Annotated in this window: 26 protein-coding genes; 13 read left to right on the forward strand and 13 right to left on the reverse strand. The window is 65.0% G+C overall.

Annotated elements, in window-relative coordinates; all coding sequences use genetic code 11:
• Positions 1-76 precede the first annotated feature (76 nt).
• The 4 genes from C7411_RS19095 to C7411_RS19110 all read left to right on the forward strand — a co-directional run bounded on the left by C7411_RS19095 (position 77) and on the right by C7411_RS19110 (position 2581).
• Positions 77-331, forward strand: a complete 255-nt coding sequence (locus C7411_RS19095) for a (2Fe-2S)-binding protein (RefSeq protein ID WP_110388567.1) — start codon at positions 77-79, stop codon at positions 329-331.
• A 280-nt stretch (positions 332-611) separates the two neighbouring features.
• Positions 612-1349: an energy transducer TonB gene (locus tag C7411_RS19100; protein ID WP_110388568.1), complete on the forward strand. Its 738-nt coding sequence runs from the start codon at positions 612-614 to the stop codon at positions 1347-1349.
• A gap of 47 nt (positions 1350-1396) precedes the next feature.
• Positions 1397-2143, forward strand: coding sequence for a MotA/TolQ/ExbB proton channel family protein (locus tag C7411_RS19105; protein ID WP_110388569.1), 747 nt, complete (start codon positions 1397-1399; stop codon positions 2141-2143).
• An 18-nt stretch (positions 2144-2161) separates the two neighbouring features.
• Positions 2162-2581, forward strand: coding sequence for an ExbD/TolR family protein (locus C7411_RS19110; RefSeq protein WP_110388570.1), 420 nt, complete (start codon positions 2162-2164; stop codon positions 2579-2581).
• A gap of 417 nt (positions 2582-2998) precedes the next feature.
• Here the strand turns inward: C7411_RS19110 and C7411_RS19115 are convergent, their stop codons facing one another.
• Positions 2999-4039, reverse strand: a complete 1041-nt coding sequence (locus C7411_RS19115) for a LysR family transcriptional regulator (protein ID WP_110388571.1) — start codon at positions 4037-4039, stop codon at positions 2999-3001.
• Between the two features lie 121 nt (positions 4040-4160).
• On the opposite strand from C7411_RS19115, the gene C7411_RS19120 reads away from it, so the two are divergent.
• From C7411_RS19120 to hemP, 4 genes are all read left to right on the forward strand, one after another.
• Positions 4161-5042 carry a pirin family protein gene (locus C7411_RS19120; RefSeq protein ID WP_110388572.1) on the forward strand — a complete coding sequence of 294 codons (882 nt, stop codon included), beginning with the start codon at positions 4161-4163 and terminating at the stop codon, positions 5040-5042.
• Between the two features lie 135 nt (positions 5043-5177).
• On the forward strand, positions 5178-5576 hold the full coding sequence (locus tag C7411_RS19125; RefSeq protein WP_110388573.1) for an OsmC family protein: 399 nt from the start codon (positions 5178-5180) through the stop codon (positions 5574-5576).
• A 38-nt stretch (positions 5577-5614) separates the two neighbouring features.
• Entirely contained in the window at positions 5615-6100 is a 486-nt protein-coding gene (locus C7411_RS19130; protein ID WP_110388574.1) for an SRPBCC family protein, read from the forward strand.
• A gap of 170 nt (positions 6101-6270) precedes the next feature.
• Positions 6271-6537 carry a hemin uptake protein HemP gene (gene hemP / locus C7411_RS19135; RefSeq protein ID WP_110388575.1) on the forward strand — a complete coding sequence of 89 codons (267 nt, stop codon included), beginning with the start codon at positions 6271-6273 and terminating at the stop codon, positions 6535-6537.
• A gap of 271 nt (positions 6538-6808) precedes the next feature.
• Here hemP and C7411_RS19140 read toward each other — a convergent pair whose 3' ends face one another.
• The 6 genes from C7411_RS19140 to uvrB all read right to left on the reverse strand — a co-directional run bounded on the left by C7411_RS19140 (position 6809) and on the right by uvrB (position 13090).
• The gene (locus tag C7411_RS19140; RefSeq protein ID WP_110388576.1) at positions 6809-7216 is read right to left on the reverse strand and encodes a GlcG/HbpS family heme-binding protein; all 408 of its coding nucleotides are present in this window, start codon (positions 7214-7216) and stop codon (positions 6809-6811) included.
• A gap of 142 nt (positions 7217-7358) precedes the next feature.
• Positions 7359-8786 carry a 4Fe-4S binding protein gene (locus C7411_RS19145; protein WP_110388577.1) on the reverse strand — a complete coding sequence of 476 codons (1428 nt, stop codon included), beginning with the start codon at positions 8784-8786 and terminating at the stop codon, positions 7359-7361.
• Positions 8783-9628, reverse strand: coding sequence for an FTR1 family iron permease (locus C7411_RS19150; RefSeq protein ID WP_110388578.1), 846 nt, complete (start codon positions 9626-9628; stop codon positions 8783-8785). The genes C7411_RS19145 and C7411_RS19150 overlap by 4 nt, the downstream gene beginning before the upstream one ends.
• A gap of 66 nt (positions 9629-9694) precedes the next feature.
• Positions 9695-10039: a cupredoxin domain-containing protein gene (locus C7411_RS19155; protein ID WP_243413247.1), complete on the reverse strand. Its 345-nt coding sequence runs from the start codon at positions 10037-10039 to the stop codon at positions 9695-9697.
• Positions 10040-10141: 102 nt separating this feature from the next.
• On the reverse strand, positions 10142-10690 hold the full coding sequence (locus tag C7411_RS19160; protein ID WP_110388579.1) for an iron transporter: 549 nt from the start codon (positions 10688-10690) through the stop codon (positions 10142-10144).
• A 318-nt stretch (positions 10691-11008) separates the two neighbouring features.
• Complete coding sequence (gene uvrB, locus C7411_RS19165) at positions 11009-13090, reverse strand: excinuclease ABC subunit UvrB (protein WP_110388580.1); 2082 nt, start codon at positions 13088-13090, stop codon at positions 11009-11011.
• Positions 13091-13442: 352 nt separating this feature from the next.
• Between uvrB and C7411_RS19170 the strand changes: the two genes are divergently transcribed.
• Positions 13443-14642, forward strand: coding sequence for an amino acid aminotransferase (locus C7411_RS19170; RefSeq protein WP_110388581.1), 1200 nt, complete (start codon positions 13443-13445; stop codon positions 14640-14642).
• Between the two features lie 124 nt (positions 14643-14766).
• Here the strand turns inward: C7411_RS19170 and C7411_RS19175 are convergent, their stop codons facing one another.
• Together C7411_RS19175 and C7411_RS19180 are read right to left on the reverse strand one after the other, a co-directional pair.
• Positions 14767-16044 carry a DUF3734 domain-containing protein gene (locus C7411_RS19175; protein WP_110388582.1) on the reverse strand — a complete coding sequence of 426 codons (1278 nt, stop codon included), beginning with the start codon at positions 16042-16044 and terminating at the stop codon, positions 14767-14769.
• A gap of 29 nt (positions 16045-16073) precedes the next feature.
• Positions 16074-16877 carry a 3-hydroxybutyrate dehydrogenase gene (locus tag C7411_RS19180; protein ID WP_110388583.1) on the reverse strand — a complete coding sequence of 268 codons (804 nt, stop codon included), beginning with the start codon at positions 16875-16877 and terminating at the stop codon, positions 16074-16076.
• A 262-nt stretch (positions 16878-17139) separates the two neighbouring features.
• Between C7411_RS19180 and C7411_RS19185 the strand changes: the two genes are divergently transcribed.
• Positions 17140-18111 carry a potassium channel beta subunit family protein gene (locus tag C7411_RS19185; protein WP_110388584.1) on the forward strand — a complete coding sequence of 324 codons (972 nt, stop codon included), beginning with the start codon at positions 17140-17142 and terminating at the stop codon, positions 18109-18111.
• Positions 18112-18313: 202 nt separating this feature from the next.
• Positions 18314-19159 carry a 23S rRNA (adenine(2030)-N(6))-methyltransferase RlmJ gene (locus C7411_RS19190; protein ID WP_110388585.1) on the forward strand — a complete coding sequence of 282 codons (846 nt, stop codon included), beginning with the start codon at positions 18314-18316 and terminating at the stop codon, positions 19157-19159.
• A 29-nt stretch (positions 19160-19188) separates the two neighbouring features.
• Here C7411_RS19190 and C7411_RS19195 read toward each other — a convergent pair whose 3' ends face one another.
• From C7411_RS19195 to cueR, 3 genes are all read right to left on the reverse strand, one after another.
• Complete coding sequence (locus tag C7411_RS19195; RefSeq protein WP_110388586.1) at positions 19189-19572, reverse strand: hypothetical protein; 384 nt, start codon at positions 19570-19572, stop codon at positions 19189-19191.
• Between the two features lie 195 nt (positions 19573-19767).
• Positions 19768-19917, reverse strand: coding sequence for a DUF3563 family protein (locus C7411_RS19200; RefSeq protein WP_110388587.1), 150 nt, complete (start codon positions 19915-19917; stop codon positions 19768-19770).
• Positions 19918-20199: 282 nt separating this feature from the next.
• Positions 20200-20625: a Cu(I)-responsive transcriptional regulator gene (gene cueR / locus C7411_RS19205; RefSeq protein ID WP_110388588.1), complete on the reverse strand. Its 426-nt coding sequence runs from the start codon at positions 20623-20625 to the stop codon at positions 20200-20202.
• A gap of 165 nt (positions 20626-20790) precedes the next feature.
• On the opposite strand from cueR, the gene C7411_RS19210 reads away from it, so the two are divergent.
• The gene (locus C7411_RS19210) at positions 20791-20997 is read left to right on the forward strand and encodes a heavy-metal-associated domain-containing protein (RefSeq protein ID WP_110388589.1); all 207 of its coding nucleotides are present in this window, start codon (positions 20791-20793) and stop codon (positions 20995-20997) included.
• 11 nt (positions 20998-21008) lie between these two features.
• Positions 21009-21932 (forward strand): dTDP-4-dehydrorhamnose reductase family protein, encoded by a 924-nt coding sequence (locus tag C7411_RS19215; RefSeq protein WP_110388590.1) that lies wholly within the window; start codon positions 21009-21011, stop codon positions 21930-21932.
• Positions 21933-21961: 29 nt separating this feature from the next.
• Here C7411_RS19215 and C7411_RS19220 read toward each other — a convergent pair whose 3' ends face one another.
• Positions 21962-25444, reverse strand: coding sequence for an error-prone DNA polymerase (locus C7411_RS19220; protein ID WP_110388591.1), 3483 nt, complete (start codon positions 25442-25444; stop codon positions 21962-21964).
• Positions 25445-25461: the final 17 nt, after the last annotated feature.

Consider the following 25461-nt stretch of genomic DNA (forward strand, 5'->3'; position numbering starts at 1 on the left):
ATCCGTCTAGCTGCTTGCCAAACTCGACAAACATAATGATAATAATTCGCATTAACTCTCTCTATTGCGGTCCATCATGATTGTCTGCGTTTGCAAATCTGTCTCCGACCGGACGATCCGCGCCTCCATCGAAGAAGGCATGGATTCTTTCGACGAGCTGCAGTTCGAGCTCGGCGTCGCGACCTGCTGCGGCAAGTGCGAAGCATCCGTTCGTGACGTGATGTTGCAAAGCGGTGTCTGCGCGAGCCGCTGCGGGGTTACGCAACCGGCGCTCCCCGCCGTGGCTCCCCACGCGGTTCCGCTCACGTTTTACGAGCGCAAGGCTGCCTGAAGCCATGGCGCGCGGCGGGCCACCGATGCGCGCCCGCCCCGTCCGCCCGTTTAGCCAAAGGCGCCTCGCGCCGCAGACGTCAAATCGCCGCCGACAGCGAGCCCGTCTCCCGACCAGCCAGCTACCGCTCGTGACCCTCAAAGGAGGTCGTGATGGAATTGCTGCTCGGATTCGTAACGACGTTGTGCATCTCGCTGTTGATCTTTCGCAAATAAAGCTGCCCGACACGACGCGCCGGTTCGCCTGCACGCCGCCGTCCGCATGGCAGCCACGCTAAAACATGCAGGCATTCCAAACCACCGCTGGCACGCTGCCGTCTTCCCCCGTTCGCGTCAATCGCCGTGTCGTTATCGCGGGCGCGATCGTGGTCGCACTGCATGCCGCGCTTATCGCCGTCGTGCTGATGAAGCCCGAACCCGTGACGCCCGTCGCGCTCCAGTCGCAGACGATGATGGCCGAACTGCTCAAGCCCGAACCGGTCGCGGCCCCTGCTGCGATCCAGTCCACGCCCACGCCGCCGCAGCCGTTGCCGGTCCCGCACGTGACGCGCGAGAAACCGAAGGTTCAGCCCAAGCCCAGGCCAACTCCGCTGCCCGTGGCCGAAGCGCCCTCGCAGCACGCGATCGAGTCGGCCGCGCCCGCCGCGCCCACACCGCCCGCCCCCACACCGCCCGCACCCGCACCCGCACCGCAAGCCGCGGCGGCCACCGACGCCAAGCCGACCATGTCGCTCTCGGCACCGAAGAACGTATCGCACCTCGACTGCCGCATCGTACAGCCCGACTACCCGACGCTTTCGCGCCGACGCGGCGAAACCGGCACGGCCTTCGTGCATTTCGTCGTGGGCCTCACCGGCAAGATCGAGAACATCGAGCTGAAGAAGACGAGCGGCTCCACCCGCCTCGACGAAGCCGCGCTCGACGCGATGCGCCAGAGTTCGTGCAAGCCGTACCTGGAAAACGGCGAAGCCGTCCGCGCGGCCTATACGCAACCATTCGAATTCAGCCTGAACGATTGACCGGCTGAAGCCACACGCTTTCATGAATTGAATAAAGAGGATCAGGAATGCAGAACTACGGTATCGCCCACGTCTGGGCGCAAGGGGATTTCGTGACACGCGGCATCGCGCTCGCGTTGTTGATCATGTCGGTGCTGTCGTGGTGCGTGATCGTCGTGAAGGGCTGGAATGTCGCGCGCCTCAAACGCCTCACGAAGAACGCCGAGCAGCAGTTCTGGCACTCGGACGACCTCGCCGACGGCGTGAAGAAGCTCGGCAGCGGCTCGCGCGAAGACAACCCGTTCCTCGCGCTCGCGCTTTCGGGCCAGGAAGCGGCCGATCACCATCACCAGACGCAGCCGCATCTGCACGACCGCATGGACGTGTCGGACTGGGTCACGCGCTGCCTGAAGGACACGATGGACGAATCCGTCGCGAAGATGCAAAGCGGCCTCGCCATTCTCGCCTCGATCGGCAGCACGGCGCCGTTCGTCGGCCTGTTCGGCACGGTGTGGGGCATCTATCACGCACTGCTTACGATTGGCGCGACGGGTCAAACCTCGATCGACGCCGTGGCCGGTCCCGTTGGCGAAGCGCTCATCATGACCGCCTTCGGCCTCTTCGTCGCGATTCCCGCCGTGCTCGGCTACAACGCCCTCACCCGCGCCAACAAGGCGATCGTCACGAAACTCAACCGCTTTGCGCACGGCCTGCATGCCTTCTTCGTGACGGGCGCGCGCCTCACCTCGACCACGCGTGGCGGCGCGAAGGAAGGCAATACGAGCAACCTGCGTGTCGCTGCGCGCAGCCACTAAAGAGCGGAGGCAAGCATCATGGCGATGAGCCCCTTTGCCAGCGACGACGACGATGGCCTGATGAACGAAATCAACATGACGCCGCTCGTCGACGTCATGTTGGTTCTCCTGATCGTTTTCATGGTGACGATTCCCGTGATCCGTCACGCCGTGAAGATCGACCTGCCGCACGCGAGCAGCCAGAAGGAAGACACGAAGCCCGCGCAGATCAACATCTCGATCGAAGCCGACGGTACCGTGCTGTGGGACGGCACGCAGGTCGACGACGCGGCGCTCGCCCAGAAGATCGCAGCAGCGGCGCAAGCTACGCCGCAACCGGAACTGCATCTGAACGCGGACCGCAAGGTGCAGTACGAACGCGTTGCCCAAGTGATGTCCGCCGCACAAAGCGGCGGCCTCACGAAGCTCGGCTTCGTCACCGACCCCGCGCATCGCTGATCGCGTCACTGCGCGCAGCACGCTTAATTCAGCGGTACCAAGTAAAAGGCCTCCATCGTCAGATGAAGGCCTTTTTTCGTGCGCACGCGGCGCATTCGGGCGGTGGCGGCGACTCCCCGACAATCGATCGGTTCACGCCGGCACATGCGACTGCCGTGGGCAACACGGACTGCGCTTTCGGCCCTGAAGGCCCACTATGATAGCGGCCATCAATTCCCGCACAAGACCGGTGCTTGGCGAGAAGGACTTCAATATATTCCTCTCGCTTCGCGCCATCAAGAGTTGGGCCATTGAAAGTAGCGATGGCCGCTCACGCTTGAATGCCTAAAAACAAATGGCGCTGGACGTTGCGCACAAATGCACTGCGTGAGAACCCGGGCTTCCTGCAAGCGCACGCGCGTGCACGTTCACAAAGCTTCACGCAGTTTCGATCTTGCTCGCGCTCTTTGTGCGCGACAGCCCAACCTGACTGCCCGGTGCGCTCTGCGCTTCTGCACGCGCTGCGAGTGCGGCGATGTCGCTTCTCAGCGGACATTCCTGCTGCAAGCCCTTGTCCGCATCGAGCACTTCGACGAGGTAATCGACGAAGGCGCGCACGGCCGGAACCATGCCCTGGCGCGAGAGAAACACCGCGTAAAGCTGCGGCACCGGCAGCGTCCAGCCAGGCATCACCGGTGAAAGCTTGCCCGAGCGCAGCGCGGCGCCATACATCATTTCCGGCAATGCCGCGATGCCGAGGCCTTCCAGCGCCGCTTCACGGATCGTCGTAAGGTCCGCGGTGATGAGGCGCGGCTCGTGTTCGTGCGAGTGGCGCGTGCCATCGGGTGCGATGAGCTGGAACACGTGGCGGCCGTCGCCCGTGGGCGTATCGAGCGTTTCGAAGCGCGCAAGGTCTTCGGGCGTGAGCGGCGGCGCGTTCTGCGCAAGCAGGCTCGGCGCGCCCACCAGCATCTGCTCGGTGCGCCACAGCGGACGCACCACGATATTGGCGTTCTGCGGCGGCTCCGAGCGCACACGCAGCGCGATATCCACGGAATCTTCGAACAGGTCGATCACGCGGTTCGTCACGCGCATCACCACCCGCACCTCGGGGTAGCGATGCATGAATTCCGGAATGATCTGCGAAAAGATGGTCTGCGAGAGCGTGACCGGCACGCTCACGCGCACCGTGCCGCGCGGCGACGAGCGCAGCGACTGAACGACGTTCACCGCGGCCTGCGCCTCGGCGAGCATGGAGCGGCAATGCTGGTAGAAAAGTTCGCCCGCTTCGGTAAGCGCGAGCTTGCGCGTGGAACGCTGCAACAGGCGCACACCGAGCGAGGCCTCGAGTTCGCTCACGCGCCGCGACAGACGCGACTTCGAGATGCCGAGCACGCGTTCGGCAGCGGAGAAGCCGCCATGCTCGATCACCTGCGAAAAGTACATCAGGTCGTTGAGGTTATGCGAATCGATTTTCATGTCGTCGTTCCAGCGATGGGACAATCCATTGCGATGTGGCTGTAAAACAGGCCAAATTGGCTACCTATAATAGCGGTTTGTTTCGCATATAACGCAATTCCCACAATTCGAGGTGACATCCATGACCACGACCCGTACGATCGAACGCGTTTATCCCGCGGTTCGCACCACCGAGGGTGGCGGATTCATCGTCCATCGGCCGTTCCCGACCCGCCAGCTGATGGACTTCGATCCGTTCCTGCTGCTCGACGAAATGGGCCCCGTCGATTACGCGCCCGGCGAAGCCAAGGGCGCGCCCGACCATCCGCACCGCGGGTTCGAAACCGTCACGTATATGGTCGAAGGCCGCTTCGGCCACAAGGACTCGGCAGGCCATTCGGGCACGCTGCGCCCCGGCGACGTGCAATGGATGACCGCCGGCGCGGGCGTGATCCACAGCGAAATGCCCGACCCCGAATTCACGCGCACGGGCGGCCGCATGCATGGCCTGCAGTTGTGGGTGAATCTGCCCGCGCGCGACAAGATGATGGCGCCCCGCTACCAGGAGCTCTCCACGGAGCAGATTCCGGTGGGCCGCTCGAAGGACGGCAAGGTCTCGGTGAAGGTGATCGCCGGCGAAGCGCTGGGCGCGAAGGCCGCGATCGAAACGCGTACGCCCATCCTCTACCAGCACTTCACGCTCGCGCCCGGCGCGCGCGTGGAGCAACCGGTGCCGAGCGCCTATCGCGTGTTTGCGTACGGTCTCTCGGGCACGGGTCTGTACGGGCCCGACGCGCAAGCGATCGATGCGCAGCAAATGGTGACCTTCGCGAGCGATGGCGACACCGTCGCGCTCGCCGCCCCGGCCGACGCGAGCGCGCCGCTCGGCGTCCTGCTGATCGGCGGCGTGCCGCTGAACGAGCCGGTCGTGCGCTACGGCCCGTTCGTGATGAACACGGAGCAGGAGATCCGCCAGGCCGTGCTCGACTATCAGGCCGGGCGCATGGGGCGCATCGCTCACTGAAACCGGGTTGCGCAGCGATGCGAGTTTTCGAAGCGTCGCTACGGGCCTGCCCGCTTTCCGTCACAATAAGGTTTCCGGGGCGCGCACCACACTGCGCGCCCGTCCCTCTTTAACCGTCCCGCCCGCGAGGAGCGCATGGCCGAACCGGCAGTCACCGCACACATTGGCTCGACGAACTACCAGGTCCAGTTCGACGACGGCACCCACACCTGGATCGCCGACGAACCCGCTTCGCTCGGCGGCGGCGACCGCGGGCCGTCGCCCTTCTCGCTCCTGCTTTCCAGCCTTGGCGCCTGCACCTCCATCACGCTGAAGATGTACGCGCAGCGCAAGGAGTGGCCGCTCGAAGGCGTCCGCGTGAAGCTCGCGATGGAAACCGGCAGCGAAGGCACCAGGATCGACCGCCAGATCGTGCTCGAAGGCGCGCTCACCGATGAGCAGCGCGAGCGCTTGCTGCAGATCGCCAACGCGTGCCCGGTCCACAAGGTCCTCACGAACACGATCACGATCCGCACGGGTCTCGTCGTCGCGTAAGCGGCGGCGCGCGGACACAGACACAGGAAAGCGCTGCCTTGAATTTCGAACACCTCATCCAGATCAACGATCCGCTGAACCCGCTCGTCGAGGCCATGACGCGCGAGCAGCTCTGGGAAGGGCTCGTGCTGCGCGCCGAACAGCCGCAGCTCTTCGTGATCGGGCTCGACAGCTGCACGATCCTCTCGCGCACCGAGAGCACGATGGAGCGCGAGTTGCATTATGGCCACGCCACGGTACGCGACCGCGTCACGCTCACGCCCCACGAGAGCGTGCGCTACGACATCATGGCGACCGCCGAGTACGTGGGGGGCTCGCTCACGATGACGATCGAGCAGCCCGATCCGCTGCAGCTCTTTCTGCGCTTCGAGTACCGCACGACGCTGCCGACGGCCGATACCGAGGACGATCGGCAGACTTCCGAGATCGTGAAGTCGGCCTATCGCGAGTCGGATATCGACACCGTGCGTCTCATCCGCCAGTTCGTGCAGGGCAACGGCAGCGCGCCGAACGCGCTGCACTGAAGCCCCCGGCGCTTGCCCCGCCTGCGCGGGACGGCAAGCGCCGATTCACGCTACAGCCAGCTTCGCCTCAGGCTATCGGCATTCGATTTCGATGAATATCTCATAGTTGAAAATAGGAACGATTATCATTTAGAATTCATCCATCGAATCGAGACAAAGACGCCACCTTCATGACCGAACTGAACCGCACCGCCACGCTGAGCTTGCGCCGAAACGGCAGCGCGGCACTGACCAGCGTGCGGCCGAAGCCTGCGGCCGTTGTTGCACAGCCTAGGCCGCGCAAGAGCGCCGAGCCGGCGGTCGCCACGGCAAGCGACGAGAGGAAACTGGATAGCGCGGCGCTCCTGCAAGGCCGCAGCCATGTGAGCATCGTCCACAACGGCGAAACATATCAGCTGCGGGCCACCCGGCTCGGCAAGCTGATCCTGACGAAATAGGTTTCGAGCCGTTTTCAACCGGGTATTGTGGGGACCGCCTCCACCGGGAGGCGTTGGGGCATTAGCCAGCAACGACGGCTTGCACGCGAGATCTAGACCCCTTCGTGCAGACATCCTTCAAGCCAGCCGTCGCAGCAAGCCAAGCCATTTTTTTGTTCTCATACGTCATCGGGGCGGCGCGCGAAGCGTGAGCCGCCTTAAGACAAGCGCCGCGGCATCCGTCCGCGGCGTTTGTTTTTTCTGGCATCGTCAAACGCGACGATGGATGGGCTTACTCCACCCCGAGCGCCGCTATGCCCGCGCGCGCGATGGCGGCATCCTGGTCGGATTTCACGCCCGAGACCCCTACCGCGCCAATCACATCGCCATTCACGCTCACGGGTACGCCGCCTTCCAGCATGCCGATGAGCGGCGCACTCAGGAACGCCGTGCGGCCCTGCTTGATCACGTCCTCGTACACCTTGCTTTCCCGGCGGCCCAGCGACGCCGTGCGGGCCTTGGCCACGGCGATCTCCGCGCTGACGGGCGCGGCGCCGTCGAGGCGGCGCAAATACAGCAGATGGCCGCCATCATCGACGATGGCGATCGTCACGTGCCATTCATTCGAGCGGGCGTGCGCGACGGCTGCGTCGGCTACCCGGATCACGTCTTCATCGGTCAGTACTGCTCGCGTTCGCATGCGTCTCTCCGAAAAGTCAAAAACCGGGTTTGGCGAAATAGCCAACCCGGTTTTGAGAGTAACATCCAGACTTGCGCCGCGACGCACTGATCCCGCGTATGTCGCGTATATCAGCGGCAGATGAAGAATCGCCGAAGCCTGCTTAGCGCACCCAGCCCCAGAACATGAGCCACCACGCGCTGTCCACCACGGCGAGCGCGAGCGCGAAGCCCGCGAGCGCGAGCGCGCGCTGCCAGAACCGCGAGCTGTAGCGCCCTGTCACGCGCCACGCGAGCCAGGCGCTCCAGACGTTCGTGACGACCAGAATCGCAATGCGCACCTCGGCGGCCCAGTCGAGCGGCACGTGCTCCGCGCGCAGCAGCGAGAGCGTCGTGGCCGAAAGGCCGAGGAACACGCCCGCCCCCGCCAGCGGGATCAGCGACTGCGCGAAGTGATGCAGACGCCGCATCTCGAAGCGCCCGAGCACGGCGGTCGAGCCGGCGAGGATGGCGAGCAGCGCCGTGCCATAGACGAGCGCCGTCGCGACGATATAGCCCACGATCATCGCGCCGTCGAGCCACGAGAACACGTCGTTCTGCGCCGGGTAATGCGTGAGCAGGAACCACGGCGCGTTGGTGTCGAGCGGCCAGGTGATGTCGCGGTCGATGAGCCAGCCCGCGAGCCACTGCTTGATGCCGATGAACCACGGCGAGCCCGTCCAGTGGAACGCACCGATCGCCACGCCGAGCAGGCCGTAGAGAATCAGCGCGGTGTCCCACGGATTGGCCTGGCTGTCGCCGAGTTCGACCACTTCTTCCGCCGGCGAGCGCCACGAGAGCGCGATGGCGTCGCGGTGGCCGCTGCAGCGGCCGCACATGTGGCACTGCGCCGCACCCTTCATGTTGCGCAGCGGCACGAGCGGCGCGCAGTTCACGGGAATCACGCGATGCCCGCCGTGCTCGCCGTGTGTGTAGGAGTTGCGCCAGGCGTCTTCGTCGACCTTGTAGCGAAACGGCGCGAGACGCGCCAAAAGCGCAAAAACCCCGTTGACAGGGCAGAGATATTTGCACCAGACGCGCTTTTCACGCCCGTACAGAAAGCCGATCACCATCGCGCCGAGCGTCGATCCGCCCAGCACCAGCAGCACCGCCTTGGGGTACTGGTAGACGCTCACCATCTGTCCGTAGATCGTGGTGAGGCCGAAGGCCACGAAAGGCCAGCCGCCCCAGCGCATCCAGTGCGGGATGGCGCGGCCGCGGCCGAACTTGCTGGCGAACTCGGTAAGCGCGCCTTCGGGGCAGAGCACGCCGCACCACACGCGGCCGAGCATCACCATCGAGAGCAGCACGAACGGCCACCAGATGCCCCAGAACACGAACTGCGCCGCGAGCGTGAGGTTGTTCCACAGGTGCGCCGTGTCGCCGGGCAACGGCATCGCCGCCGGTACGAGAATCAGGAACGCGTAGACAGCGACCACGACCCACTGCACGGCGCGGATCGCCGCGCCGTGACGTTGCATCCACTGGCCCGCCTGGGCGAGCTTGCCAGGGCGCCCGTTTGCCTGTGTCGGGCGAGCGGCTGCACAACTCATGCTGCCTTCCTTTTCGCAACGGCGCCCGCGCGGCCGGTGGCGCGCCGCACGAGGAACCACGCCACGAGCCAGTAGGCGGCGTAGGCGATCAGGTTCATGAGCGCCGGATGCGCGCGATAGCCCGTGAGCGTGGCGACGAGCGAGCCGAAGGTGCTCGAGTCGTCGAGGATCGCCGAGGAGTTCCACACCTGGTCGACGAGGGTCGGCAGGATTTCCTTGTCGATCAGCTTGTCCACGCCGGTCTGGAACAGGCCCGCGCCGAGGAACAGCAGCATGATCTCGGTGATGCGGAAGAAGTGCCGCCACGAGAAGATCTTGCCGCCCAGCTGCAGGAGATAGAACGTGAGGAACGCAAGCGCGAGGCCGATCAGCACCGCGAGGTACTGACTCGCGTCCACATGGCCCGACTGGCCGAAGCCGAGGCCGTAGAGAAAGATCACCGTCTCGCTGCCCTCACGGGCGATCGCAAGCGCGACGAGGATCGTCACGCCCCACCAGTTCGCGTCGCGCGTGCTCTTTTCCAGCGACTCTTCCATCTCGCGCTTGAGCGTGCGGCCATGCCGCTTCATCCACAGCACCATCTGTACGATCAGCACACACGCCACCAGCACCATGCCGGTCTGGAAATAGTCCTGCGCGTCGCCCGACAGCACTTCGGTAAAGCCGACCAGCGCCGCGCCGAGACCGATGGCGGCAAGAATGCCGAGCGCCACGCCGCCCCACAGGTACGGCACGCCGCGCCGCGCATCCGCGTCGCCGTTTTTCAGCCACGCATAAAGAATCCCGACGACGAGCAGCGCCTCGACGCTCTCCCGCCATACGATAAACATCACCTGACCCATTCAACACCTCCTGCTGCCGGCGATACGCGCCGGCGGCCTGACTTCGCAACGCTCATTCGGCGACGCTCATTTGGCAACGATCACACCCTGCGCCTGCTGATGGAAATCGTCGAAAAACTTGTACTCGCCCGGATCGAGCGGCGCGATCACGACGAACGAATCCGCGCCCGGCGCGAGCACTTTCTCCTTGCGCAGCTGAACGCTCTCGAACTCCGCCGCGCCCTTACCCGTGTTGCGCACCTCGATCTTGATGCGCTTGCCTGCCGGCACTTCGATACGCGCAGGGTTGAGCTTGCCGTCGGTCATTTCGAGCTTGAACGTGGGCAGATCTTCGGCGTACGCCGCCGTGGCCACGCCCGCCAGCGACACCGTAAAAAACGCGCCGAGCGCGAGCGCCGCAAACTTCCGCATTCCAGTCATGGGTTTTTCCTGCTCCTTGCTGCCATTCATGCGGCGGCGCTGCACGAAATGCGCGCCGCCGCCCGAGCTGCCGGATGACGACCTGATGACGGCTTAGTAGCCGCCCTTCTTGCCGATGCCCGCGAACGGGAAATCGTATTCCAGCGTGATCGGCTTGAACCACGGACCCACGCCCGTTTCCTTGTCGACGTGACGGCCGAACGCCATGTGGCCCGTCTGCATCGGCGCTTCCACGATCAGCTTGAGGTGGTACTTGCCGGGACCGGCCAGCTTCACGTTGTCGCCGTAGTGCGGGCCGTCGTTCGCGACCATCGGCATCAGGTCGCCCTTTTGCACATAGCTCGAACCCGGCTTCGTGAGTTCGTAGTGAACCTGCAGATACGGCATCCAGTCGCCTTCGGCGAAGCCGCTCGGGTTGTTCTTGACCGCGTGGATGTCCGATTCGAGGTGAATGTCGGAATCCGATGCCTTGCGCATCATGCCTTCCGGCTCCATCGTGATCGGCTGCAGATAGACCGCGCCGATTTCCATGCCGCCCTGAATGGCTTGCTTGCCGATCGGGTATTCAGCTGCATTGGCGGCCAATGCCGCCGTGGCGGCCGCAATGACGGCAGTGCCGCGCAAGAGAGTGTGAATCCGCATCGAAACTCCTGGTTTTTATATGAGAGTGACTTCCCACTGAGCCTGCCGCATGCACATAAGAAGGTTAATGCGAACAATTCTCAATAATTGCGAAGTTTAACACCGATGCAGACGAGGGACAAATTCGGCGCCATGAAAAGCCTCAGCGGAACAGGGTTTTAGCAGCGATTTGTTAACCCAGGCTTAGGGTGCCTTACAACACGGTTTCGGGGCCGCGAGTACCCGAAAGGCAATCAAAGGGGTGCTGGAATCGAAGCAGGCGCGAAGCGGCGTCCATGCCGCCCTGCCCGCGCACACGAACGGCCTGCTCGCAGCCTGTCAGATCGGATGGTCGCCCACGTTCGCCCCGAACACGCGCTGGCGCAGCACCGCGAGCTGGTCGCGCGCCTGCGCGGCCTTCTCGAATTCGAGGTTCTTCGCGTAGTCCATCATCTGCTTTTCGAGCTTCTTGATTTCCTTCGCGATCTGCTTTTCGGACATGTCCTCGAACTTCGCGCGCTCCTGCTCCTCGCGCAGCTCGGCGCGGGCTTCATCGACGTTGTAGACGCCGTCGATGATGTCCTTGATGCGCTTCACGACGCCGCGCGGCACGATGCCATGCTCCTCGTTGAAGTGGATCTGCTTGGCGCGGCGGCGCTCGGTTTCGTCGATGGCACGGCGCATCGAGTCGGTGATGCGGTCGCCGTAGAGGATCGCCTTGCCGTTCACGTTGCGCGCGGCGCGGCCGATCGTCTGGATGAGCGAGCGCTCGGCACGCAGGAAGCCTTCCTTGTCGGCGTCGAGAATCGCCACGAGCGAGACCTCGGGAATGTCGAGGCCCTCGCGCAGCAGGTTGATGCCCACGAGCACGTCGAACGTGCCCAGACGCAGGTCGCGGATGATCTCCACCCGCTCGACCGTGTCGATGTCGCTGTGCAGATAGCGCACCTTCACGCCGTGGTCGGCGAGGAACTCGGTGAGCTGCTCGGCCATGCGCTTGGTGAGCGTGGTCACCAGCACGCGCTCGCCCGCGGCCACGCGCTCGTTGATCTCGCCGAGCACGTCATCGACCTGCGTCGAGGCGGGCCGCACTTCGATCACCGGGTCGACGAGGCCCGTGGGCCGCACGACCTGCTCGGCGATCTGGCCCGTCACCTTCTTTTCGTAGTCGGCCGGTGTGGCCGAGACGAACACCACCTGGCGCATCTTGCGCTCGAACTCGTTGAACTTGAGCGGCCGGTTATCGAGCGCCGAAGGCAGCCGGAAGCCGTAATCGACGAGATTTTCCTTGCGCGCGCGGTCGCCGTTGTACATGCCGTTGAACTGGCCGATCAGCACGTGCGACTCGTCGAGAAACATCATGGCGTCGGTCGGCAGGTAGTCGACGAGGGTGGGCGGCGGCTCGCCGGGCAGCGCGCCCGAAAAATGCCGCGAGTAGTTCTCGATGCCCTTGCAGAAACCCAGCTCCTGAAGCATTTCCAGATCGAAGCGCGTGCGCTGCTCGAGGCGCTGCGCCTCCACGAGCTTGCCTTGCGCGTGGAAGAACTCGAGGCGCTCGCGCAGTTCCGACTTGATGGTTTCGACGGCCCGCAGCACGGTCTCGCGCGGCGTGACGTAGTGCGACGACGGATACACCGTAAAGCGCGGAATCTTCTGGCGCACGCGGCCCGTGAGCGGATCGAAGAGCTGCAGCGTTTCCACCTCGTCGTCGAACAGTTCCACGCGCACGGCCATTTCGGCGTGCTCGGCCGGGAAGATGTCGATGGTGTCGCCGCGCACGCGGAAGGTGCCGCGCTGGAAGTCCTGCTCGTTGCGCGTGTATTGCATGGCGATCAGACGCGCGATGACGTCGCGCTGGCCGAGGCGATCGCCGTGGCGCAGCGTGAGAATCATCTGATGGTACTCGGACGGATTGCCGATACCGTAGATCGCCGATACCGTCGCGACGATCACCACGTCGCGCCGCTCCATCAGACTCTTGGTGGCCGAAAGCCGCATCTGCTCGATGTGCTCGTTGATCGACGAATCCTTCTCGATGAAGAGATCGCGCTGCGGCACATAGGCTTCCGGCTGGTAGTAGTCGTAGTACGAGACGAAGTACTCGACGGCATTGCGCGGAAAGAACTCGCGGAACTCGGCGTAGAGCTGGGCGGCGAGCGTCTTGTTCGGCGCGAACACGATGGCCGGGCGGCCCAGGCGAGCGATGGTGTTCGCCATCGTGTAAGTCTTGCCCGAACCCGTCACGCCGAGCAGCGTCTGGAACGAGAGGCCGTCCTCCACGCCTTCCACGAGCGTTTCGATGGCCGTAGGCTGGTCGCCGGCCGGCGGGTACGGCTGGTAGAGCTGGAACGGCGAGCCTTCGTACTGGACGAATTTCGACTCGTCGAGCGCGCTCGCGTCGGCGACGGTGTGGTCGGACATGGGGACATCCTGTGCGCGGAGCAAACAACTATTCTAGCGTCTCGCCGCATCTTGCCGAGGGGCGAGCCTGGGTGGGTCCAGGTGCGTCTGGGTGAACCTGGGGGTCTGGATGCCAGATGGGGTGCGGCGGCCGGCGCTGCAAGAGCCGCGCGCCCAGGCGCAGGCCGGCGGGAGATGAACGCGGCGCAACGACGCGTCAGAAATGGGCCAATCGTGGCGAAAATAGCCCTGAAAACGGCGCGGAGAATGGCAAATCCGCGGAATCCCGCTTGAGGATTCGTTACAATAGCGAGTTCCGTGGCCAGTCCAGCATGTGGCCCAACCGATCTTCCTTCACTTTTGCCGAACGATCATGTCCCTCTTTTCCGCTGTCGAACTCGCCCCCCGCGACCCGATCCTGGGTCTGAACGAAGCCTATAACGCCGATGCGCGCGCGACCAAGGTGAACCTCGGCGTGGGCGTGTACACCAACGAAGAAGGCAAGATTCCGCTGCTGCGCGCGGTGCGCGAAGCAGAAAAGGCCCGCGTGGAAGCCGGTCTGCCGCGCGGCTACCTGCCGATCGAAGGTCTCGGCGCCTATGACGCCGCGGTGCAAAAGCTGCTGCTCGGCGACGACTCGCCGCTGATCGCCGCGGGCCGCGTCGTCACGGCGCAGGCGCTGGGCGGCACGGGCGCGCTCAAGATCGGCGCCGACTTCCTCAAGCGCGTAAACCCGAACGCCAAGGTCGCGATCAGCGACCCGAGCTGGGAAAACCACCGCGCCCTGTTCGAAAGCGCGGGCTTTGAAGTCGTCGCGTATCCGTACTACGACGCGCAGACCAACGGCGTGAACTTCGAAGGCATGCTCTCCGCGCTGAACGGCTACGCCGCCGGCACCGTCGTCGTGCTGCACGCGTGCTGCCACAACCCGACCGGCGTGGACCTCACGATCGACCAGTGGAAGCAGGTCATCGAAGTCGTGAAGGCGCGCAACCTCGTGCCGTTCCTGGACATCGCCTATCAAGGCTTCGGCGACGGCATCGCGGAAGACGGCGAAGTCGTGCGCCTCTTTGCCGCTTCGGAACTCAACGTATTCGTTTCGTCGTCGTTCTCGAAGTCGTTCTCGTTGTACGGCGAACGCGTGGGCGCGCTGTCGATCCTCACCGCCAGCAAGGAGGAGTCGGCGCGCGTGCTCTCGCAGCTCAAGCGCGTGATCCGCACGAACTACTCGAATCCGCCGACGCACGGCGGCTCGGTGGTTGCAGCCGTGCTCGGCTCGTCGGACCTGCGCGCCATGTGGGAAGCGGAACTCGGCGAAATGCGCAACCGCATCCGCGCGATGCGCACGGGACTCGTCGAGCGCCTCACGGCCGCCGGCGTGGACCGCGACTTCAACTTCATCAACGTGCAGCGCGGCATGTTCTCGTACTCGGGCCTGACGGCTGCACAAGTCGACCGCCTGCGCGAAGAGTTCGGCATCTATGCCGTCAGCACGGGCCGCATCTGCGTGGCCGCGCTGAACACGCGCAACCTCGACGTCGTGGCAAGCGCAATCGCCCAGGTGCTGAAGTAAGGTCGTTCGCCAGCAAGACAGGCCGCTGCGAAGCGGCTTGCCGGCGCAACAAGAAAGGCGCCCGTTCGAAAGAACGGACGCCTTTTTCTTTGGCGAATGCAGCGGAAAAACTCGCCGCAAAGCATCAGCCGACGTGGCCTCGCGAATCGCGATGAATATCGTGCGTGACGAAGCCCGAGTCGTTGTCCGGCTTGTCGAGCCAGCCCGGCTGCGCGAGCGAGGCGCGGATGTCCTGCAAGCCGCTGGCCCAATGCTCGTGCATGGTCGAGAGGCCGAACTGGTAGTCCTTGAAGTGCCCCTCGTATTCCTTCTGCCGGTAGATGAGGTGGATCACGTTGTACTTCCTGGAGCACGAAAGCTCGTCCGCCAGCGCGACCCACGGGTCGTTGCGATGCTCGGGTGCGACGCGATCGAGCACTTCGCGCAGCACATGCCGGTAACGCTGCGAGCGCTGCAGGATATCGGTCACGAGGCGCGTGCGGCTCGAATACTGAATGTCCTTCACGCGCCCCTGCACGTCGATGAGGTTGTCGGGCACCGGCCCGCGCGCGCTCCAGAGATCGACCTGGAACGTGAGCGTGTCGCGCCGCGGCGTGGTCTGGATCACCTCATAGAGCGGCGTGTTCGACATCAGGCCGCCGTCCCAGTAGTACTCGCCGTCGATCTCCACCGCTGCGAAGCCCGGCGGCAGCGCGCCCGAGGCGATGAAATGCTCGGGACGCAAGGCCGTGGTCTTGTTGTCGAAGTAGACGAAGTTGCCGCTGCCCACGTTGACCGCGCCCACCGACACGCGCGTTTCGCCCGAATTGATGCGCTCGAAGTCGCACAAGCGTTCCAGCGTGGCCTTGAGCGGCTTCGTGTCGTAGTAGCTGGCCGTTTCGGGCGAACCCGATCCGTTGGGCAGCGGCGGCGGAAAACGCGGCACGAAAAAGCCCTTCTGCCCTTCCACGATCGCACCTGCCGCCTGCATCGCCGTGAAGGTCTTGCGCACGGCGGCGTTCGCATTGAAAAGCGCATGCTCGACGAAGGGCGGCAACGGAAAGCTGAAGGCCGGCTGGCAGATCGTCTCCCAGAACTCGCGCAGCCTCGCCACGCGATGTTCGGGCGCATTGCCCGCGATGATGGCGGTATTGAGCGCGCCGATCGAGATACCCGCGATCCAGTTGGGCGCGATGCCGGCCTCGACGAGACCTTCGTACACGCCCGCCTGATACGCGCCGAGCGCACCGCCCCCCTGCAGCGTGAGCGCGATGGTTTCCCACTCTTTGGCCTGCGCACCGCACTGCGAAACACGCGGCTGCGGTGCGTGACCGATATGCGCGCCGGTGTGTGCACCGGTGTGTGCGCCGACCTCGTCGTCGACCGCGCTCGACTGGACCTGCCCCTTCTTGCGTTGCGCCATTGCCGCGCCTCCTCCGCCCGATGCCCGTGTTATTGCATGAACCAGCCGTGGCTCACCACGAAGGACTGGCCCGTGAATGCTGCGCTCGGGAACGCCGAGAGGAACAGCACGGTTTGCGCGACGTCCTCGACGGTCGTGAAAATGCCGTCCACCGTGCCGCCCAGCATCACGCGCTTGACCACTTCTTCCTCGGAGATGCCGAGTTCCTTCGCCTGCTCGGGAATCTGCTTTTCGACGAGCGGCGTGCGCACGAAGCCCGGACACACCACGTGCGAGCGCACGTTGTGCTTGCCGCCTTCCTTGGCGAGCACGCGCGCGAGGCCGAGCAGCGCGTGCTTGGCCGCGACATAGGCCGACTTCAGCGGCGACGCTTCGTGCGAATGCACCGAACCCATGTAGATCACGACACCGCCGCGGTCGTCCTTGTACATGTGCTTGAGCACGGCCTTGGTGGTGAGGAACGCGCCATCCACGTGGATGGCCTGCATCTTCTTCCAGTCGGAGAACGCGTAGTTCTCGATCGGGTTCACGATCTGGATGCCGGCGTTCGAGATGAGGATGTCGACCGTGCCGAGCTCGGCCGCGACACGGTCGATGCCCTGATTCACGGCCTCTTCGCTGGTGACATCCATGGCGACGCCGATGGCCTTGCCGCCTGCGCCCTTGATCTCTTCGGCCACGGCGTCCGCACCGCTCTGGTTCAGGTCGGCGATGGCGACCGCGGCGCCCGCTTGCGCGAGCGTGAGGGCGATCTGCTTGCCAATGCCGCTGGCCGCGCCGGTGACGACTGCGACCTTGCCATCGAGTTTCGTGTTCAGAGAGAAAGACGACATCGGGCACCTCCAGGTGAGTGAACGGGACAGGATGAAACCTCGGAGCGCGCGCCGTCAAACCTGACGAATGGCTTATGCCATCCGGCCGGATGTTGCGTCGCGGCCAACCAGGCTATTGTGCATGAAGGCGCCTCGTCGAAGCATCGAGCAAGACAGGCAAAGAGATTTTCGCCGCACTGCAAGGCGCGGCGCGCGCGGCGCAAGCCCGTTCAGCAGCAACGGCCAAGTCGTGCTAGCTTTATCGGCTCACAAGGAGGCGTTCATGAACTATCGGCGACTGGGCCGCTCAGGCCTGCAGGTAAGCGAACTGTCCATCGGCTCGTGGGTCACCTACGGCAACCAGGTCGACGCCAGGCTCGCGCGCGAATCGCTCGCGGCGGCGCGCGACGCAGGCATCAACTTCTTCGACAACGCCGAGGCCTACGCCGGCGGCAAGTCGGAGGAACTCATGGGCCAGGCGCTCAAGGAACTCGCGTGGCCACGCGTGAGCTATGTGGTCTCGACCAAGTTCTACTGGGGCTTGAACGAAGCGCCCAACCAGTACCACACGCTCAACCGCAAGTACCTCATGAACGCTATCGACGGCTCGCTCGAGCGGCTGCAACTCGATTACGTCGATCTCGTGTTCTGCCACCGCCCCGACCCGAACACGCCGGTCGAGGAAACCGTCTGGGCGATGAGCGACATGATCACGCGCGGCAAGGCGCTCTACTGGGGCACCTCGGAGTGGAGCGCCGACGAAATCCGCGCTGCGTGGGAAATCGCGGAGCGCCATCACCTGCACAAGCCGGTCATGGAGCAGCCGCAGTACAACCTGTTCCACCGCACGCGCGTGGAAGACGAATACCGTCGGCTCTACGAGGACATCGGCCTCGGCCTCACCACCTGGAGCCCGCTCGCCTCGGGTCTGCTCACCGGCAAATACCGCGGCGGCGTACCGTCTGGCAGCCGCGCGGAACTGCAGGGCTACGACTGGCTGCGCAAGAACGTCACCGACCCCGACAAGAACGAGATCGTTGGCAAGCTCGCCGAATTCGCGAAACAACTCGACTGTTCGGTGGGCCAACTGGCGCTCGCGTGGATCCTGAAGAATCCGCGCGTGAGCACGGTCATCACCGGGGCCTCGCGCATCGAGCAGATCGGCGAAAACATGAAGGCGCGCGACGTGGCGGAAAAGATCACGCCGGACATCAAGGCGCAGATCGAGGCGATCGTCGGCGACGCTTACGACTGACGTAGAGCGTCCTGCCCGGACGGCGCGGCGCGCCCGAAGCGGGGCGGGCTCACGCGCGGGCGCGGACGGACGGCGTACGGCGGCGGCGTACTGCGGGCCACGTATTGCGGTGGCGTACAATACGCGGCCTCGCGGGCGGCGCCGTCATCGTGCCGCCGCTGCCGTCTTCCCTGTTTTCACCGGACCTCGTGTCCCGTCCATCATGCTGAGCTACCGTCACGCCTTCCACGCCGGCAATCATGCCGATGTCCTGAAACACGCCGTCGTCGTGCAACTGCTGCATTACCTCGGCAAGAAGGACAAGGCGTACTGGTACATCGACACCCACGCGGGCGCCGGCGCCTATGCATTGCGCGAAGGCTACGCGACGAAGAACGCCGAGTTCGACACGGGCATCGGCAAGCTGTGGGGCCGCAACGACTTGCCCGCGGTGCTGGCGGACTACGTCGACGAAGTGGCGGCGCTGAATCCCGACGGCGAACTGCGCTTCTATCCCGGCTCACCCTATCTTGCGTGGCGCCTCATGCGCGAGCAGGACCGCATGCGGCTCTTCGAATTGCACAGCACCGAAATCGACGTGCTGCGCCACCGCTTCCACGACGCAGGCCGCCGCGTGCTGATCTACGCGGGCGACGGCTTCGACGGCATCAAGGCGCTCCTGCCGCCTCCGCCGCGCCGTGCGCTCGTGCTGATCGACCCGTCTTTCGAGGACAAGCGCGACTACGCGCGCACGATTACGTGCGTCGAGGAAAGTCTCAAGCGGTTCGCGAACGGCACCTATGCGGTCTGGTATCCGCAGGTCACACGGCCCGAATCGCAGCGCTTTCCGGAGCAACTCAAGCGCCTGCAGAACAAGAACTGGCTGCACCTCACGCTTTCGGTGAGCAACCCGCCCGAAGACGGCTTCGGCCTCTACGGCAGCGGCATGTTCATCCTGAACCCGCCCTACACGCTCGAAGCGGCGATGAAAGAGGCGCTGCCGTGGCTCGTGAAAACGCTCGGCCAGGACACCGGCGCGCAATTCAGGATCGAGTCGCGCGGCGACTGAGCCGCGGACTCAACTGTGCGCGAGCGGCGTCACTGCCCGGACGGCAGCGGCTGGGGAAGCGGCGGGCTTGGGCGATGAGGGGGGCGTGGCGGCGGTGTCGGCCGCCCGCCGCCCGGCCGTACTTCCACGTAGGGCGCGACGATGTAAGGCTGTGACGAATCCTGCGCGAGACCCGCCGGTTGCTCGGCCTGAACCATGGGTTCGTGCGAAAGCGGCGCGTTTTGCAGCACCATCCCCGATTGACCGTCGCTGATCCCTCTTTGCGTATCCAGAATGAGCGGCTGCCCGGCATGCGCGCCGGCGCTGGCGCACGCCATGACGGCGGCGATCAGGCCCGCACGCGCAACAGAAAAACGACGCAGCGCGCGGCGAGGCAACACCGATGTACGGTGGGAAATGCGGTCTTGCACCATGAACGGCCCCCGGAGAGAAAACGACACCATTGCTATGACGGCTTGTCGCAAAAAAGACTTTACCTTACCCCGGTGGGAAGGCTCAGACTCAGTTCCATCGGCGGTGCAGAAATGACAAAGCCCCGCCAATGCGGGGCTTGAGTGCGGGGCTTGAGTCGTGCTGCTCCAACCGGACTGAATCCGGCGGAAACTGGCTTAAAGCGAGTTGTAGCCGTTCGTTTCGATCGAACGAAGGCGCTGCTCGAGTTGCACGATATCGGCCGACGACGCGAGATACGCTTCGCGGCGGCGACGTTCAGCAGTTTCAAACCAGTTGCTCAGCTTTTCAAGAACGAATGCAAACATGATGGTGTGCTCCAAGGATTCGGTTCGGCGATCCCCGGTGGATTCGCATCAGGGATAACCCTCGTCAGGGATAACCCGTATTGTAGCGGTTGCACCGAACTTTGCCAGTGAATTGCCCGAATGCTGTGCATTCCATTCTGGAATGACCTCGGAACACGAATCGGCAACATCATGTTTTATCGACACATTTTCCAGCAACTTGGGAGGCGCACGGCAACGAGCACGTCAATATGCATCAACGTGGTGCAGACACCCAATGCGGTTGCGTCAATTTGCCTTCGTTCAGTGCGCGTGGCCGGATTCGAGGCAGTCTGCCATGCCGACCTCGGCAAGCCGCTCGATAATCGGACAGTCGGGCCGGTCGTTGCCCTGGCAATGCGAGGCCAGGTGGGCGAGCGTGTCGCGCATCTGGGACAGTTCGGCGATGCGCTGGTCGAGTTCGGCAACATGCTCGAGCGCGATCGACTTGACCTCGGCGCTCGCGCGGGAGCGGTCGTGCCAGAGCGCCAGCAGGCGCCGGATGTCGTCCACCAGAAAGCCAAGCCGGCGCGCCTGGCGGATGAAGCGCAGCGAATGTACTTCCTGGGCGCCATAAACGCGGTAGCCGGACTCCGTGCGGCCTTTGGGCGCCAGCAGCCCGACACTTTCGTAGTACCGAATCATTTTTGCCGTCACGCCCGATTCACGGGCCGCTTCACCAATGTTCACGCCGTTCTCCCGCTGTCTGGTCGATCGTTTGATCAATGGTCCGATGGTACACCTTCCCATTATGGGAAGGTCCAGCGCGACAACGGGTCCCCGCTGGCATAATCCGTCGGCGGCCTCATATCGAGTAGTAACAAGCCTCAATCTCTGAAAAAAGGAACACACACGATGATTCAGTTCAACGTCGAAGGCATGAGCTGCCAGCACTGCGTAGGCGCCGTCACGCGCGCGATCCACGAACACGACGCGCAAGCCCAGGTCGAGATCGATCTGGCCGCCGGCCGCGTGAAGGTCGAATCGAGCCAGAGCGCCGAAGTCCTGAAGTCGGCGATCGACGAAGCCGGGTACACCGTGGTCGGCACGGCCGGCGTCTGACAGGCCGCGCCATGTTCAAGGTTGCCGTGATCGGCGCGTCGGGCCTGCTCGGGCGCGCCGTGGTGCGCGAACTCGCAGCAGAAACCCCATGGCAGGTCGTGCCGACCGCGTTCCGCCACGGCGGCCCGCAGCAGGCCGTGCTCGATGTGCGCGACGCGCAAGCCGTGAACGCATTCGTCGAGCGCGAGGCGCCCGACGCGATCGTGCTGGCCGCCGCCGAGCGCCGCCCCGACGTGTGCGAGCACGATCCGGCGGCGGCGCGCGCGCTCAACGTCGATGCGGTGCGCCGCGTCGCCGCGGCGGCGCGGCAGCGCGGCGCATGGGTGCTCTCGATTTCCACCGATTACGTCTTCGACGGCACGCAGCCGCCCTATCGCATCGGCGACACGCCGAATCCGCTCAACGCCTACGGCCACAGCAAGCTCGAAGGCGAGCGGGCGCTGCTCGAAACCAGCGACAAGGCCCTCGTGCTGCGCCTGCCCCTGCTGTATGGGCCGATCGTCGGCTGGCACGAATCCGCGGTGACGGGCCTCGTGCCGGCCATCATCGCTTCGGGAGAGCCCGGGGCGCAGGCCGCGCCGATGGACGCGTGGGCCACGCGCTACCCCACTTTCACGCCCGACGTGGCATTCGTGATCCGCGAACTGTTGCTGCGCTGCGCAGACGGCGAGCCCGTTTGCGGGGTCGCGCAGTGGTCGGGCGACGAGCCGATGACGAAGTACGACATCGCCCAACGGATCGCACAGGCACTCGGCGTAGAGGCGCGTCTGCTCGCACAGCCTTCGCCGACCGACGCCACGCCGCGCCCGCGCGACTGTCATCTCGATTCGAGCCGCCTCGAAACGCTGGGGATGGGCCGCCGCACGCCGTTCGACGCGGCGATTCGCGCCGTGCTCGACGCTTTCATGAGAGACGGCACGCAGCGTAGCGTATAGCGGCGAGCCGGCCGCTCTCCGGCGAAAATTCAGTGAAAATTGCGGCTCTCCGTTGCGAGCCGCCCGAGCAGCCGGCTGTGGTCCTCCAGCCGGTGCGCCACGAGGTGCACGACCTCGCCCTCGCGCTGCACCACGCCCGCCACCGCCAGCAGCGAAGACCCTAGCAGTTCCTTGCGCTGCAACTCGACGAGCGACGCGTGCACGATCACGTTGACGCTGCCGGTCTCGTCCTCGAGCGATACGAAGATCGTGCCGTTCGCCGTGCCCGGCCGCTGCCGCACCGTCACGATCCCGCACACGCGCGCGAGCATGCCGTGCCGGCAGTGCGCCAGTTGCTCTGCCGTGCGAAAGCGCTGCTTCGCGAGGCCGTGGCGCAGCAGTTCGAGTGGATGGCGATTGAGGGTGAGCCGCAGGCTCGCGTAATCGGCGACGATTTCCGCGCCTTCGGAAGCGCGCGGCAACACAAGCGGCGCCTCGGCAACGGGCGCATCGCGCAAAAGCGCGGGCACCGCGTGCTGCGCGGTCACGGCCCACCACGCCTCGCGCCGATGGCCCGCGATGCTCGCGAGCGCGTTCGACGCCGCCAGCGCCTCCAGCTCGCGCCGCGTGAGCGCCGCGCGGCGCGCGAGATCGTCGACGTCGGTGAACGGCGCGCGCTCGCGCGCCTCGATTACACGCCGCGCGGCATCTTCGGAAAAGCCCTTGATGAGACTGAAGCCGAGACGCACAGCCGGCCCGCCGCGTCCATAGCGCTGCGGCGCAAGCGCAATGCGCGAGCGCACGACGCGCTTCGTGCCGTCCATGAACCTGTGCCGCCGGCCGTCGCGCTTGAGCGTGCCCCTGCGCGTCAACGCGGCCGCGCCCAGCCGCGCGCGATAACGCAGCCCCTCGGCGCTGCGCTCGCGAACCGCCTCGTCATCGAGCCGCTCGCCGGGTGCGCCGCGCCGCTCCAGCACCGACGCCCAATCGCTCAACGCGATATCGGGCGCGCGCACCTGCACGCCGTGACGCTTCGCATCCTGCACGAGCTGGGAAGGCGAATAGAAACCGAGCGGCTGACTATTCAACAGTCCTGCCAGAAATGCGGCAGGCTCGTAACGCTTGAGCCACGAACTCGTGTAGACGAGCAGCGCGAAACTCGCCGCATGGCTTTCCGGAAAGCCGTAGTCGCCGAAACCCTCGATCTGCTTGCAGATGCGCTCGGCGAATTCCAGCGAGTACTCCTTCTTGAGCATGCGCTTCGTGAGATCGGCCTGATACGGCCGCAGATCTCCATCGCGCCGCCATGCGGCCATCGCGCGGCGCAGCTTGTCGGCTTCCTCGCCGGTGTAGTCCGCGGCGACCATCGCGAGATGCATCACCTGCTCCTGAAAGATCGGCACGCCGAGTGTGCGTTCGAGCACTGGGCGCAATTCTTCCTTCGCATACTCCACCGCCTCGTCGCCGTGCCGGCGCTTGAGGTACGGATGCACCATGTCGCCCTGGATCGGCCCCGGCCGCACGATCGCCACCTGGATCACGAGATCGTAGTAGGTGCGCGGCCGCAAACGCGGCAACATGCTCTGCTGCGCGCGCGACTCGATCTGGAACACGCCGACCGTATCGGCTCTCGCGCACATGCGATAGACCGCCGGATCCTCGAGCGGAATGTCCTGCACGCGCATCTCGGGCAGCCCGCGCCTTTGCGCGACGAATTCGAGCGAGCGGCGGATCGCCGAGAGCATGCCGAGCGCGAGCACGTCCACTTTCAACAGCCGCAGCGCGTCGATATCGTCCTTGTCCCACTCGATCACGTAGCGGTCCTTCATCGCCGCGTTTTCGATCGGCACGAGCCGCGAGAGCTTGTCGCGCGCAATCACGAAACCGCCCACGTGCTGCGAGAGATGGCGCGGAAAACCGCGCAGCTCGCGCGTGAGGCGGATGAGCTGCTGCGTGACGTGCGAGTCCGGCGAAAAGCCCGCCTCCTCCAGATGGCGCGCGATCGAATCGGGGCCGTCCCACCACTGATGCGCGCCCGAGAGCTTTTCGACGAGCGCATTGTCGAGGCCGAGCGCCTTGCCGACGTCGCGCAACGCGCTGCGCGAGCGATAGGTGATGAGCGTCGCGGCCAGCGCGGCGCGGCGCGTGCCGTACTTGCGGTAGATGTACTGAATGACTTCTTCGCGGCGCTGATGCTCGAAGTCGACGTCGATGTCGGGCGGCTCGTTGCGCGCGCGCGAGAGAAAACGCGCTACGAGCATGTTCATGCGCACGGGGTCGATCTCCGTGATCTTCAGGCAATAGCAGACCACCGAGTTCGCCGCCGAGCCGCGCCCCTGGCACAGGATCTTGCGCTCGCGCGCGAAGCGGACGATGTCGTGCACCGTGAGGAAGTACTTCTCGTACTTCAGCTCTTCGATGAGTTCGAGTTCCTGTTCGATCTGCCCGCGGCGCTTGTCGTTCAGGCCGTCGGGCCAGCGCTCCAGCACGCCCTTCATCACGAGCTTGCGCAACCACGTCTGCGGGGTTTCGCCGGGCGGCACCAGTTCCTCGGGATATTCGTAGGCCAGCTCGCCGAGCGAAAACGTGCAGCGGCGCGCGACGTAGAGCGTCGCGTCGAGCGCCTCGCGCGGATAAATCGCGCCGAGCCGCACACGCGAGCGCAGATGCCGCTCCGCATTCGCCTCCAGCGCGCGCCCGCAAGACGCGAGCGGCTTGCCGATGCGAATCGCGCTCAACGTGTCCTGCAACGGCTTGCGCGAACGGGCGTGCATCAGCACGCCGCCCGCCGCGACGAGCGGCAGGCCGCTCTCCTGCGAAACGTGGCGCAGCGCTTCGATCTGCGTGTCGTCGCCGCCGGTTTGCCAGAGTTCGAGCGCGAGCCAGGCGCGCTCGGCCGCGAAGCCCGCGAGCCAGTGCGCGGCGCGCAGCGTTTGCGCAAGCGTGGCCGTGCGCTGCGGCACGAGCAGCAACACGCACTCGCGCAAGTGCTTCAGATGCTCGAAATCCGTCCCGGGCTCGGTGAAATCGGCGGGATGCACGCGATAGCTGCCCTTTGCCGCCCGCGAGCGCGCCAGCGTGATCAGCTCGCAAAGATTGCCGTAGCCTTCGCGGGTCATTGCGAGCGCAACGATCGTGCAGAACGGTGCACCATGTTCGTCGACGAGATTCAGCTCGCTGCCGATCAGCAGGTGCAGCGACGGCTCGGACGGACCCAGGGCCGCGGCGGCGGCGTTGCCGCCGCGTTCGCGGGCCGCGCGCACGGCTTCGTCATACGCCTTTTTACGCGCCTCGTCGTATTCGTTGAGCGCGCTCCAGGCGCGCACGACGCCCGCGAACGAGCATTCGTCGGTGATCGCGAGCGCACGGTAGCCGTGGCGGATCGCCTGCTCGACCATCTCACCCGGGCGCGACGCGCCGCGCAGGAAGGTGAAATTGGTGAGGCAGTGCAGCTCGGCGTAGTCAGGCAGCTGCGCGGCCAACTGTGGGGGCAACTGTGGGGGCGACGGCGCGCCCGTCCCGCTGATCGACATGATTCCTGAAACCCGAA

Origin of the sequence: Paraburkholderia silvatlantica (assembly GCF_003096715.1) — a bacterium.
Taxonomy (GTDB): Bacteria; Pseudomonadota; Gammaproteobacteria; order Burkholderiales; family Burkholderiaceae; genus Paraburkholderia; species Paraburkholderia silvatlantica.